The sequence below is a fragment of the Streptomyces litchfieldiae genome (genome assembly GCF_031845365.1).
GTDB lineage: Bacteria > Actinomycetota > Actinomycetes > Streptomycetales > Streptomycetaceae > Streptomyces > Streptomyces litchfieldiae.
Genome location: NZ_JAVREL010000005.1, coordinates 43,810 through 56,327, shown reverse-complemented (window position 1 = coordinate 56,327; position 12,518 = coordinate 43,810). Strand labels below are relative to the sequence as shown.

General features: G+C 73.2%; 10 protein-coding genes. 3 read left to right on the top strand and 7 right to left on the bottom strand.

Translation table 11 applies throughout. From position 1 onward, the window contains the following. Positions 1-5 precede the first annotated feature (5 nt). On the bottom strand, positions 6-695 hold the full coding sequence (locus RM590_RS10860) for an AMP-binding protein (protein WP_311704255.1): 690 nt from the start codon (positions 693-695) through the stop codon (positions 6-8). Between the two features lie 89 nt (positions 696-784). On the opposite strand from RM590_RS10860, the gene RM590_RS10855 reads away from it, so the two are divergent. Then, a complete protein-coding gene (locus RM590_RS10855; protein WP_311704254.1) occupies positions 785-1,876 on the top strand; it encodes a P1 family peptidase in 1,092 nt (363 codons plus the stop codon). Positions 1,877-1,915: 39 nt separating this feature from the next. On the opposite strand, the gene RM590_RS10850 is transcribed toward RM590_RS10855, so the two are convergent. The 6 genes from RM590_RS10850 to RM590_RS10825 all read right to left on the bottom strand — a co-directional run bounded on the left by RM590_RS10850 (position 1,916) and on the right by RM590_RS10825 (position 9,377). Next, complete coding sequence (locus RM590_RS10850; protein WP_311704253.1) at positions 1,916-3,931, bottom strand: PTS fructose transporter subunit IIABC; 2,016 nt, start codon at positions 3,929-3,931, stop codon at positions 1,916-1,918. Then, positions 3,931-4,881, bottom strand: a complete 951-nt coding sequence (gene pfkB, locus RM590_RS10845) for a 1-phosphofructokinase (protein ID WP_311704252.1) — start codon at positions 4,879-4,881, stop codon at positions 3,931-3,933. The genes RM590_RS10850 and pfkB overlap by 1 nt, the downstream gene beginning before the upstream one ends. Then, on the bottom strand, positions 4,878-5,639 hold the full coding sequence (locus tag RM590_RS10840) for a DeoR/GlpR family DNA-binding transcription regulator (RefSeq protein ID WP_311704251.1): 762 nt from the start codon (positions 5,637-5,639) through the stop codon (positions 4,878-4,880). Before RM590_RS10840 ends, pfkB begins: the two co-directional genes overlap by 4 nt. Positions 5,640-5,816: 177 nt before the next feature. Continuing rightward, positions 5,817-7,337, bottom strand: coding sequence for an MFS transporter (locus RM590_RS10835; protein WP_311704250.1), 1,521 nt, complete (start codon positions 7,335-7,337; stop codon positions 5,817-5,819). Between the two features lie 111 nt (positions 7,338-7,448). Then, positions 7,449-8,096, bottom strand: coding sequence for a TetR/AcrR family transcriptional regulator (locus RM590_RS10830; RefSeq protein WP_311704249.1), 648 nt, complete (start codon positions 8,094-8,096; stop codon positions 7,449-7,451). Between the two features lie 267 nt (positions 8,097-8,363). Next, positions 8,364-9,377 carry a sigma-70 family RNA polymerase sigma factor gene (locus tag RM590_RS10825; RefSeq protein ID WP_311704248.1) on the bottom strand — a complete coding sequence of 338 codons (1,014 nt, stop codon included), beginning with the start codon at positions 9,375-9,377 and terminating at the stop codon, positions 8,364-8,366. A gap of 431 nt (positions 9,378-9,808) precedes the next feature. On the opposite strand from RM590_RS10825, the gene RM590_RS10820 reads away from it, so the two are divergent. Further along, complete coding sequence (locus RM590_RS10820; protein ID WP_311704247.1) at positions 9,809-11,257, top strand: FtsW/RodA/SpoVE family cell cycle protein; 1,449 nt, start codon at positions 9,809-9,811, stop codon at positions 11,255-11,257. A 45-nt stretch (positions 11,258-11,302) separates the two neighbouring features. Beyond that, a complete protein-coding gene (locus RM590_RS10815) occupies positions 11,303-12,490 on the top strand; it encodes a M20 metallopeptidase family protein (protein WP_311704246.1) in 1,188 nt (395 codons plus the stop codon). The last annotated feature ends 28 nt before the right edge of the window (positions 12,491-12,518 follow it).

The following is a 12,518-nucleotide window of genomic DNA, read 5'->3' as shown; positions in this document are numbered from 1 at the left end:
CGGACTCAGAGGTGGTGGGGCGGCTTCTCGTGGAGGAAGCGGGCCACATCGGCCGAGCCGGGGTCCTCCGGGGGCACCTCGCCCCAGCCCTGGTCGGAGTCGTCGGACGACCCGCGCTCCAGCGGGTCGTCGAAGACCAGACCGCGCAGCGGGTCGGGCTGCGGCCGGCCGGGTCGCGAGTCGTTGTCCATCTGGCCAGGATACGGCCGCGGCGGCAGCGTCCCGGCGGCCAGCGCCTCGTGCCACCACCGGTCGCGGCCGGGGTGCCAGGGCACGGGCCGGGCGAGCTGCGGCACGACCAGCACCGTCTCCACCTCGGGGCAGCCGGTCAGCGCCCGGTCCAGCGCGGCCTTCACCCCGATGGCCCGGCCGTCGGCCTGGCAGGAGTCCGCGGTGACCACGACCCGCGCCCCCGAGCCGCGGATACGCTCGCGCAGCAGCCGGGGGTGGGTCCCCAGCGTCAGCGAGACGCGCAGCACGGACAGGCGGACGCACGCCAGCGTCACCACCACGGACTCCAGACACATCGGCAGCAGCACGGGCAGCGGATCGCCCGCGCGCACGCCGAGACGGGCCAGGGCACCGGCCGCGCGCTCGCCCTCGCGCAGCAGTTGCGCGTGGCTGAGCACATCGGCCGGTCCGAAGCCGCCGTACCGGCCGCCGTGATCTCCCGGGCCGCCGTGATCTCCCGCCATGCCCCGCAGCTTTGCCGCCGGCGATTGACGAACGATAAACGTCCGCTGTACGTGGGCGGTTCGCCGGGGACGCGTGGTACGCATGTGTCATGGACGACGACATATCGCCCGGCCGTGCGGGGCCGCTCGACGCGCTCACAGATGTCGCGGGACTGCGCGTCGGGCACGCCCAGCGCGTCGGGGACGGCTGGCTGACCGGGGTGACGGTGGTCCTGACGCCGGACGGCGGCGGGGCGGTGGCGGCGGTGGACGTGCGCGGCGGCGGCCCGGGCACGCGGGAGACCGACGTGCTCGACCCGCGGAACCTGGTGGAGCACATCGACGCCGTCGTGCTCACCGGCGGCAGCGCGTTCGGGCTCGACTCCGCCTCCGGCGTGGTCGGCTGGCTGGAGGAGCGCGGCCGGGGCTTCCGGATCGGGCCGGATCCGGCGCAGGTGGTGCCCATCGTGCCGGCGGCCGTCCTGTTCGACCTCGGCCGGGGTGGCGACTGGCGGGCGCGGCCCGGTGCCGCGCTGGGCCGGGCGGCGGCCGAGGACGCGGCGGCCCGGGGCCCGGGCGCGGCGATCCCCGAGGGGAACGTCGGGGCCGGCACGGGCGCCAAGGCCGGGGGGTTCAAGGGCGGGGTCGGCACGGCCAGCGCGGTCCTGCCCTCCGGGGTGACGGTCGCCGCGCTGACCGCGGTCAACGCGGGCGGTTCGCCGGTGGATCCCGCCTCGGGCGCGCTCTTCGGCGCGGGGCCGGGCCGGGTGCCGCCGGAGCCGGAGCGGCACGCCGAGGCCGTCCGCCGGCTGGCCGCCGCGCGGCGGGAGACGGTACGCAGGGCGGTCACGGCCGAGCGGCCCCCGTTGAACACGACGCTGGCCGTGGTGGCCACCGACGCGGCGCTGTCCCCGGCGCAGGCGCAGAAGCTGGCGGGGACGGCGCACGACGGGCTGGCGCGCGCGGTCCGGCCGGCGCATCTGATGACTGACGGCGACACGGTGTTCGCGCTGGCCACGGGCGGGCGGCCGGGGCCGTCGGGCCCCACTCCGGTGGAGTCGGCGCTCGCGTTCAACGAGCTGCTGACGGCGGGCGCGGACGTGCTGGCCCGCGCGGTCGTCAAGGGCGTGCTGGCGGCCGAGAGCGTGGACACGCCGGGCGGGGTGTTCCCGGCCTACCGGGACCTGTACGGCGACCGGTGACCCCGGAGCGGCCTCGCGCGTCCGGGGGCACCGGCGATCTCATCCTCGCGTCGCGGCCGGGGGACCGGCAAGCGCGGCGGCCGGCTCGGTGGGGCGGGCGGCGGCGTCCGCCGCCGGGCCCGGCCGGCGGCTGCCCTTGAGCACCACCACCAGGGCGGCGGTCACCGCGGTGCCGGCGGCGATGGCGATGAGGTAGGGGATCGGGCTGCCGATCAGCGGCACCACGAAGATGCCGCCGTGCGGGGCGCGCAGTGTGCTGCCGAAGGCCATCGTCAGTGCGCCGGTGACGGCCCCGCCCGCCATCGCCGAGGGGATGACGCGCAGCGGGTCGGCCGCGGCGAACGGGATGGCGCCCTCGGTGATGAACGAGGCGCCCAGCACCCAGGCGGCCTTCCCGTTCTCCTTCTCCGCCGAGGTGAACAGCCGGCCGCGGACGGTCGTGGCCAGGGCCATGCCCAGCGGCGGGACCATGCCCGCGGCCATCACCGTGGCCATGATCTCCAGCGCGGTCCGGCTGGGGTCGGCGACGGCGATGCCACCGGTGGCGAAGGCGTAGGCCACCTTGTTGACCGGGCCGCCCAGGTCGAAGCACATCATCAGGCCGAGGAGCACGCCCAGCAGCACGGCGTTGGTGCCGCTCAACTCGCCCAGCCAGTCGGTCAGTCCGGACTGCGCCTCGGCGATGGGCTTGCCGATCACGATGAACATCAGGAAGCCGACGACGGCCGAGGAGATCAGCGGGATCACGACGACCGGCATGATGCCGCGCAGCACCGGCGGGACGTCGACGCGCTGGATGGCCATCACCACCGCGCCGGCCAGCAGACCCGCGGCCAGGCCGCCGAGGAAGCCGGCCTCGATGGTGACGGCGATCGCGCCGCCCACGAAGCCGGGCACGAGTCCGGGCCGGTCGGCCATGCCGAACGCGATGTAGCCGGCCAGCACGGGCACCAGGAAGCCGAAGGAGGTGCCGCCGATCTGGAAGAGCAGGGCCGCCCAACTGTCGGCCTCCGTCCACCCGAAGTGGTCGGCCACGGCGGGGGCCTGGTTGATCTCGTAGCCGCCGATGGCGAAGGCCAGCGCGATCAGCAGACCGCCGGCGGCGACGAACGGCACCATGTAACTGACGCCGGTCATCAGCCACTTGCGCAGCCGGGTGCCGAAGTGGTCGCCGGGCTCGCCGTGCCGGTCCATGGGGGCGGTCGGCACCGCAGCGGTGACCTCGCCCCGGGCGGCCTTCTCACGGGCCTGGGCGATCAGTTCGCCGGGGCGGTTGACGGCGGCCTTCACGCCGACGTCCACGGTCGGCTTGCCGCCGAACCGCGCCTTCTCCCGCACCTCGACGTCGTGCGCGAGGATCACCGCGTCGGCGGCGGCGATGACGTCCGGCGCCAGCCGGTCGAACCCGGCCGACCCCTGCGGTTCGACCGCGATCTCGACGCCCGCCTCGCGCGCCGCCCGCTGAAGCGACTCGGCCGCCAGATAGGTGTGCGCGATCCCGGTGGGGCAGGAGGTGACCGCCACGATGCGGAACGGCTCCCCGCCGTCGTCCGGCGAGGCCGTCTCCGACGCGGCGGTGTCGGACGCGGCCGCCTCCGCGCCGTTCGCCTCCGGCTCGTCGCCGCCCAGCAGCGCGGCGGCCCGGGCCGGGTCGGTCTCGGCGCGCAGCGCCCCGGTGAACTCGGGGTTCATCAGGTCCCGGGCCAGGCCCGAGAGGATCGACAGATGGTCGCGGTCGCCCCCGGCCGGGGCCGCGATGAGGAATATCAGGTCCGCCGGCCCGTCGTCGGCTCCGAAGTCGATCCCCCCGCCGCTGCGCCCGAAGGCCAGCGTCGGCTCGGTGACATGGGCACTGCGGCAGTGCGGGATGCCGATGCCGCCCTCCAGGCCGGTGGGCATCTGCTCCTCGCGGGCCGCGACATCCGCGAGGAACCCGTCGAGGTCGGTGACCCGTCCGGCGGCGGCCATGCGCTCGGCGAGCGCTCGGGCGGCGGCTTCCTTGGTGGTGGCGGACAGGTCGAGGTCGACCAGGTCCGCGCTGATCAGCTTGCTCATCACACGGCTCCCAGGGTTCTCAGGGGAAGGTCGAGCGGCGGATCGGCGGTGACGGTCACCGATTCCGGACGCAGGTCGGCGGGTGCGGGCATGGAACTGCCCGGCAGTTGGACGGCGGCGGCACCGTGCGCGAGGGCGGCGGCGAGCGCCCCGGGCCCCCGCCCGCCCGCGGTGAGGAACCCGGCGAGCGAGGCGTCGCCCGCGCCGACGTCGCTGCGCACGACGGCCACCGGCGCGGTGCCGAAGTGGGTGCCGGTGTCGTCCACCAGCAACTGCCCGGCCGCGCCCAGGCTGGCGAGCACGGCGCGGGCGCCGGCCGCCCGCAGTTCCTCGGCGGCCTTGGCGGCGTCCCCGACGGTGGTCAGCTCCCGGCCCACGGCGGTGGCGAGTTCGTCGGTGTTGGGCTTGATCACCTCGGGTCCGAGCGGCAGCGCGCGGGTGAGCGCGGGGCCCGAGGTGTCCAGGGCGATCCGCGCGCCGGCCCGGTGGACGCGGGCGACGAGCTCGGCGTACCAGTCCGGGCCGAGGCCGCCCGGCAGGCTGCCGCAGCACACGGTCCAGTCGGCGGTCGCGGCGTGCCGCACCGCGGTGTCCAGCAGCGACTCGGCCTCGGCGGCGGTCAGTTCGGGCCCGGCGGCGTTGAGCTTGGTGAGGGTCCCGTCCGGCTCGGCGGCGGAGACGTTGACCCGGGTCCGGCCGGCCACGGGCACGGCGGCCACCTCGATGCCCAGCCCGGTCAGCAGCCGGTCGAGCAGCGCGCCCTCGGGCCCGCCCAGCGGCAGCACCGCGGTGGTGCGGTGCCCGGCGGCGGCCACGGCGCGCGAGACGTTGACGCCCTTGCCGCCCGGGTCCACGCGGTCGGCGCTCGCGCGCAGCACCGCGCCCCTGGTCAGCGCCGGGATCTCATAGGTCCGGTCCAGGCTGGGGTTGGGGGTGACGGTGAGGATCACGCGCGTCGCACCTCCGGTCCGGCCGCCTCGACGGCGCGGGCGTCGGCCGGTGCCAGCCCCGCGTCGGTGATCAGCAGATCCACCTGGCCCAGGGCGCCGAACCGGGCGAAGTGCTCCTGCCCGAACTTGCCCGAGTCGGCCAGCAGAACGACCCGCCGCGCGGCGGACATCAGGGCGCGCTTGACCGCGGCCTCGGCCAGATCGGGGGTGGTCAGGCCGGAGTCGGGGCCGAACCCGTTGGTGGCCAGGAAGACCACGTCGGCGGTGATCTCGCCGTAGGTGCGCAGGGCCCAGGCGTCCACCGCGGCCCGGGTGCGGTGGCGGACCCGGCCGCCGACGACATGCAGGTCGATCCCGGGGTGGTCGGCGAGCCGGGCGGCCAGCGGCAGGGCGTGGGTGACGACGGTGAACGCGGCGTCCAGCGGGAGGGCGGCGGCCAGCGCCGCGGTGGTCGTGCCCGCGTCGAGGATGACGCTGCCCTCGTCGGGGAGCAGGTCCAGAGCGGCGCGGGCGATCCGTTCCTTCTCGGCCACGGCCGTGGTCTCGCGCTCGCTGAGGTCGGGCTCGAAATCCAGCCGGCCCACGGGTATGGCACCGCCGTGCACGCGGCGCAGCACGCCGGCCGTGACCAGGGTCTTCAGGTCCCGGCGGACCGTTTCCGCGGTCACCTCGAACTCGTCGGCCAGGGCGGGGACCTCGACTCGTCCCCGTTCCCGGGCGAGCCGGAGGATCGCCTGCTGCCGCTCCGGTGCGTACATCTGTGTTTGTGTCCGTTCCGTGCCCGACTCTGTGGATAAGGTCGGATGCTACGCCCGGATGTGCGGCAAGTAAACACATTCGGAAACGGAAACGGAAACACATGCGAAAAGCGCCGGCCCCTCGCGGCGGAAGTGCCGTGAGGGGCCGGGCGCGGGTGGTGCCGGTCGTGCGGTGGCTCAGTGCACCATCACCGGGACGGGCTGGCCGTCGCCGGCGCCCTCGCCGGAGGTGGCCGGACCCTGGTTGCCCTTGCTGTTGATCAGCAGGGCGGCGATGGCGGCGGCGCCCAGCAGGATGAAGAACGCCCACCAGATCGCGGAGGTGTAGCCCTCGACCATCGCGCTGAACGTCAGCAACTGCTCGTTGGTCGAACCGGCCACGTGGTCGTTGAAGTACGACGTGGTGGCGCTGGCCGCGATGGTGTTCAGCAGGGCGGTGCCGATCGCGCCGCCGACCTGCTGCGAGACGTTCACCATGGCGGAGGCGACGCCCGCGTCCGTCGGCTTGACCCGCTCGGTGGCCAGGCTCATGCCCGGCATGAAGGCCGTGCCCAGGCCGAGGCCCAGCAGCACCTGCGCCGGCACGATCATCCCGAGGTAGGAGGTGTCCAGGCTGAGCTGGGTCAGCATCAGCATGCCCACCGCGGCGACCAGGAAGCCGGGCACCATCAGGACCCGCGGCGGGACCCGGGTCACCAGGCGGGTACCGATCATGGTAGAGCCGATGATCATGCCCGCCACCATCGGCAGGAAGGCCACACCGGTCTTGACCGGCGAGTACCCGCGCACGATCTGGAGGTAGTAGGTCAGGAACAGGAAGAGACCGAACATTCCGATCATGGCCAGGCCCAGCGAGGCGTAGGCGCCACCACGGTTGCGGTCGGTGACCACCCGCAGCGGCAGCAGCGGGGACTTGACCTTGGCCTCGACGATGACGAACGCCGTCAGCAACACCGCGGCCGCGACGAACATCAGCACGGTGATCGACTCGGTCCAGTCCTCGTGCTCGGCGCGGGCGAAGCCGTAGACGAGCGCGACCAGGCCGAGTGAACCGAGAACCACGCCGGGGATGTCCAGGGTGGAGCGGTTGCGGCTCTCCGCGGGCTCCCGGATGACCAGCCACGCGCCGAGGGCGGCGATGCCGGCGAACGGGATGTTGACGAAGAAGGTCCAGCGCCAGTCCAGGTAGTCGGTGAGCGAGCCGCCGAGCAGCAGGCCCACGGCGGCGCCGGCACCGGCGATGGCACCGAAGATGCCGAACGCCTTGGCGCGCTCCTTGACGTCGGTGAAGAGCACCGTCAGCAGCGAGAGCGCGGCGGGCGCGAGGAGTGCGCCGAAGACGCCCTGGAGGGCGCGGGAGGCGTAGAGCATGGCCTCGTTCTGCGCGGCGCCGCCGATCGCGGAGGCGAGGGCGAAGCCGACCAGGCCGATGATGAAGGCGCGGCGGCGGCCCCACAGGTCCGCCACCCGGCCACCGAACAGCAGCAACCCACCGAAGGCGAGGGCGTAGGCCGTGATGACCCACTGCCGGTTGCCGTCGGATATGTCGAGGTCGGCCTGGGCCGAGGGCAGGGCGATGTTCACGATGGTGGCGTCGACCACCACCATCAGCTGCGCCAGAGAGATGAAGACCAGCGCTTGCCAGCGCTTGGGGTCGAGAGCGCTGTGAGACGTGCTCACGGCGGTTTCCGGTGGCATGGGTGCTAATACCTCACGTCGGGTTGTGCCTTGGATGGGCGAAGACTGTTCGAGAGGGAGGACTCGACAGAAGGGACAAACTCAGCGCCGCGGGCGGCGCCGATCAGGCAGTCATGAGCAGAACTCGTCCTTGAGGTCTTCCAAACTGGTCGCCTTGCCGGGGAGCTCACTGCGGGCGGGAGTGCGCAGGCCGTCCAGAAAGATCTGGAGATTGCGCCGGGCCGTCGTGCCCGCTCCGCCGGAGCGGGTCCCCGGTACCGGAAGGGTCAGGAGTGCCACGGCGACGAGGAGGTCGCCCGACCCGATATCCCGGCGCAACTGGCCGGACTCGTGCGCCCGGTCGATCAGTTGCTGGGTCACCTGGTGCATGCGCTCCCGGCTGGCCACGAGACGTGGGTCCTCCGGGTCGATGCCGAACCCCAGCATGGGGCAGAGGCCGCCGATCCGTTCCTCCGAGGAGTCGAGGACCATGCGGCGCAGGGCCTCGAAGGGATCATGCTCGGCCTCCAGGGCCGCTTGGGCCCGTTCGATGATGCGCTGGTTCACGTAGAGCAGCACGTGGAACAGCAGGGACTCCCGGTCGGGAAAATGCCGGTACAGCGTGGCATTTCCCACCCCCGCCCGTCGAGCGATTTCATCGAGCGGGGCCAGCGGCCCGTGCTCGACGATCGCTTCACGGGCGGCGGCCAGGATCCGTTCGCGGTTGCGGACGGCGTCGGCGCGCAACCGGGTCCGGGGGGCCGGGGACGTGGTGCTCACGGTGGGGCTCCGAGGGTCTGAACGCCTGGCGGCGCCGGGATGAACAACCGGGGATTGGCTCCCCGCTTGGCTGGACACCCCTTCAAAACGGAGAAGGCGTCCCCGGATATTTCGCGACGCGTTGTGTTCCGCGTCACATTCGACGCGAGCCGTCCGGATCCGGACAGCCGAGGGCCCCGGTGCCGCCAACGGCGGCCGGGGCCCGGCGTATTCAGCTGTGTGGTGGTCGTCGGTGTGAGCGGTGGTGCCGCCTCGGGCGGCGCGCGGTCAGGCCGCCGCGTCGAAGCCCGAGTCGCTGGCCATGCGCTTCAGCTCCAGCAGGGCGTGCTTCTCGATCTGCCGGATCCGCTCCCGGGTGAGACCGTGCTGCTTGCCCACCTCGGTGAGCGTGCGCTCACGCCCGTCCTCGATGCCGTACCGCGCCCGGATGATGGCCGCGGTGCGATCGTCGAGCCGGCCGATCAGGTCCTCCAGGCCCTCCCGGCGCATCATCACCATCACCGACTGCTCCGGCGAGGCCGCCGAGGTGTCCTCCAGGAGGTCGCCGAACTGGGTCTCGCCCTCGTCGTCGACCGCCATGTTCAGACTGACCGGGTCGCGCGCCCAGTCCAGCACGTCCTGGATCCGCTCGGGCGACGAGCCGAGCTCCGCGGCCATCTCGGCGGGCTCCGGGTCACGGCCGTGCTCGCGGTTGAACTCGCGCTGCACGCGCCGGATCCGGCCCAGCTCCTCGACCAGGTGGACGGGCAGCCGGATCGTGCGCGACTGGTCGGCGATGGACCGTGTGATGGCCTGCCGGATCCACCAGGTCGCGTACGTCGAGAACTTGAACCCCTTGCTGTAGTCGAACTTCTCCACGGCCCGGACCAGGCCGGCGTTGCCCTCCTGGATCAGGTCGAGCAGCGGGAGTCCACTGCGCGGATAGCGGCGGGCCACGGCGACGACAAGGCGCAGGTTGGCCCGGATGAACGCGTCCTTGGCGCGCTCACCGGCCTCCACCAGTGCCTGAAGCTCCTCCCGCGAGGCCGCGGCCGCGGCGCCACCGGGCGCCGGCTCCTCCTCGCCCGCCAGGATGCGCTCCGCGTACAGGCCGGCCTCGATGGTGAGCGACAGCTCGACCTCCTTGGCCGCGTCCAGCAGCGGCGTGCGGGCTATCTCGTCCAGATACATGCCGACGAGGTCGCGCTCCGTGGCATCGCTGCCTGCGCTGGACCGGACACTGCCCGCCGTTTCGACACTGTCATCGGTGTCCGGACGCCGGGCGACGGCACGGGTTGCCATACGTGCTCCCTTGCGAAGTGATCAACGTGGTCCTTGCGAACCGGATCGGGCGCCCCCTTGCTCCCACATCCGTAACGAATCAACGACGGGAATCCGGACAGAATTCCCAAGCCGTGCATCTTTTTCCCGGCGATGCAGTACCCTGCACGGCCACATGCGCTCGCGCGGGATCATGCGGGACATCTCTCCCCACATCCCTGAAGACGAACGGGACGCTTCGTTAGTTGCGTCCGGGTACCCGCGCCCTCCCGCGGCCATGCCCAGTGCCCGCCCGGTGCCCGCTCCGCCCGCCCCGCGCCTGCGGCGATACCGGGACTTCCCTGATGACGGGCACGCCCTGTCGCGGGTAGGTTTCCCGTGGCAGCAGCCTCCCCCGCGGGCGGGGGACCCCCGTCCACGGGGGCAGGGACGGGGCAGGGGGCGGAGCGCACATGGCCAGGGACAGGGGGCGGGACCGGTCGGTCGTCGCCGACTGGATCGCGCACCGCCGGAACACCGAGCTGGCCCTCGTCGTCTTCGCGATCGCCGTCGTCGCCTTCGGTCACGCCGCCGCGGGCCTGGCCATGTACGAGAAGGTGCCGTCCGGGTTCCTCGGCCACACCGCGGGCCTCGGCGCGCTCGCCCTGGCCGCCCACCTCGCGGTCCGCCGCTTCGCCCGGCACGCCGACCCGTTGATCCTGCCCATCACGGTCCTGCTCAGCGGGCTCGGCCTGGTCCTGCTCGACCGGCTGGACCACGCCTACGCCGAGCACTACCCGCCGGACAACTACCAGTCCGCGCCCGCCGCCCCCGACCAGGTCACCTGGACGCTGGTCGGCGTCGGGCTGCTCATCGCCACCCTCGTCCTCCTGCGCCACCACCGCGTCCTCCAGCGCTACACCTATCTCGGCATGGCCGTGGCGATGCTGCTGCTGATGGCCCCAGCGTTCTTCGGCGCCGACCAGTTCGGCGCCAAGCGCTGGATCAACGTCGGGCCGCTCTCCGTCCAGCCGGGCGAGTTCGTCAAGGTCATGATCGTGGTGTTCTTCGCCAGCTATCTCATGGCCAACCGCGACGCCCTCGCCCTCGCCGGCCGCCGTGTCCTCGGCCTGGCCCTGCCCCGCGGCCGCAACGCCGGCCCGGTGCTGCTGGTGTGGGCCGTCAGCCTCGTCGTCCTCTTCTACGAACGCGACCTGGGCACCTCGCTGATCTTCTTCGGCGTGTTCATCTTCATGCTCTACATCGCCACCCAACGCACGAGCTGGGTCCTGCTCGGCGGGCTGATGGCCGTCCTGGGCACCGTGGTCGTCGCCGCCACCCAGCAGCACGTCAAGGGCCGCGTCCAGGCGTGGCTGGACCCGATGGCGATCTTCCTGCCCCCGGAGCAGCGGCCCCCCGGCCTGATCTCCGACCAGTCCGCGCAGGCGCTGTTCAGCTTCGGCGCCGGCGACCTCACCGGCACCGGGCTGGGCGAGGGCCACTCCTACCTGGTCGGGTTCGCCGGCCGCAGCGACTTCATCCTCGCCACCGTCGGCGAGGAGCTGGGCCTGGCCGGGGTGACGCTCGTTCTCCTGCTCTACGGGCTGCTCATCCAGCGCGGGCTGAGCGCCGCCCTGTCCGTCACCGACCCGTTCGGCAAGCTGCTGGCCGCGGGCCTGTCGGTCGTTGTCGCGCTCCAGGTCTTCATCGTCTCCGGCGGCGTCACCGGTCTCATCCCGCTCACCGGCAAGGCGCTGCCGTTCCTCGCCCAGGGCGGCTCCTCCACCGTGGCCAACTGGCTGCTGGTGGCCCTGCTGATCAGGGTCAGCGACAGCGCCGGCAAGGCCGCCACCCAGCCCGAGGGCAACGCCACGATCCTCACCCCCGTCATCACCGCCGATGGCCCGCCCCGCACGCCGTAACGCACCGAAGTCACACCGGCATGACCGCGGAAGGACTCGCGCACCATGAATCTCCTCGACGACGCCACATCCTTGTCCGACGACCTCGTCCGGCTCCGCCGCGACCTGCACGCCGTTCCCGAGGTGGGGCTCCAGCTTCCCCGCACCCAGGAGAAGGTCCTCGCCGCCCTCGACGGGCTGCCCCTGGAGATCACCACCGGGCGGAGCCTGACCTCCGTGACCGCCGTCCTGCGCGGCGCGCGCCCCGGCCCGACCGTGCTGCTGCGCGGAGACATGGACGCGCTGCCCGTCGCCGAACGCACCGGGCTGCCGTTCGCCGCCGCCGACGGCCGGATGCACGCCTGCGGCCACGACCTGCACACCGCCATGCTGGCCGGCGCCGCGCAACTGCTGGCCGGGCGGCGGGAGGCACTGGCGGGGAACGTGCTGTTCATGTTCCAGCCCGGCGAGGAGGGCTTCAACGGCGCCGGGCACATGCTCGCCGAGGGCCTGCTCGACGCCACGGAGGAGCGCCCGGTCGCGGCGTACGCCCTCCACGTGGTCTGCCACACCTGGCGGTCGGGCGTCTTCACGGCGCGCGGCGGCCCGGCGATGGCCGCCTCCAGCGTGCTGGACGTCACGGTCAACGGCGCGGGCGGGCACGGCTCCGCGCCGCACCGCGCCAAGGACCCGATACCCGCGGCCTGCGAGATGGTGACCGCGCTCCAGACCTGGGTCACCCGCAGCTTCGACGTCTTCGACCCGGTCATCCTGACGGTCGGCGCCTTCCACGCGGGCACGCAGTCGAACATCATCCCCGACTCCGCGACGTTCACCGCGACCGTCCGCAGCTTCTCCGACGAGGCCCGCGACCGGCTGCGCGAGGGCACGGTCGCCGTCTGCGAGGGCATCGCGGCGGCGCACGGGCTGAGCGTGGACGCGCGGTTCACCGAGCAGTACCCGGTCACCGTCAACGACGCGGCGGAGGTCGCGTTCGCCGCCGACACCGTGCGCGAGGTGCACGGCGAGGAGCGGTACGAGGGCATGGAGAACCCGATCCTCGGCTCGGAGGACTTCTCGCGCGTGGTCGACGAGGTGCCGGGCGCGATGATCTTCCTCGGGGCCACTCCTCCGGGTGCCGACCCGGAGACGGCTCCGGCCAACCACTCGCCGCTGGCCGCCTTCGACGAGGCCGTTCTCGCCGACGGCGCCGCCCTCTACGCGGAGCTGGCTGTGCGCCGACTGGCGGCATAGCCGGAGCGCGCCGCCACCGGCCGCCTTA

Coding starts and splice junctions, on each gene's coding strand:
- RM590_RS10860 (WP_311704255.1), bottom strand. CDS start 695: ATGGCGGGAGATCACGGCGGCCCGGGAGATCACGGCGGCCGGTACGGC.
- RM590_RS10855 (WP_311704254.1), top strand. CDS start 785: ATGGACGACGACATATCGCCCGGCCGTGCGGGGCCGCTCGACGCGCTC.
- RM590_RS10850 (WP_311704253.1), bottom strand. CDS start 3,931: ATGAGCAAGCTGATCAGCGCGGACCTGGTCGACCTCGACCTGTCCGCC.
- RM590_RS10840 (WP_311704251.1), bottom strand. CDS start 5,639: ATGTACGCACCGGAGCGGCAGCAGGCGATCCTCCGGCTCGCCCGGGAA.
- RM590_RS10835 (WP_311704250.1), bottom strand. CDS start 7,337: ATGCCACCGGAAACCGCCGTGAGCACGTCTCACAGCGCTCTCGACCCC.
- RM590_RS10825 (WP_311704248.1), bottom strand. CDS start 9,377: ATGGCAACCCGTGCCGTCGCCCGGCGTCCGGACACCGATGACAGTGTC.
- RM590_RS10820 (WP_311704247.1), top strand. CDS start 9,809: ATGGCCAGGGACAGGGGGCGGGACCGGTCGGTCGTCGCCGACTGGATC.
- RM590_RS10815 (WP_311704246.1), top strand. CDS start 11,303: ATGAATCTCCTCGACGACGCCACATCCTTGTCCGACGACCTCGTCCGG.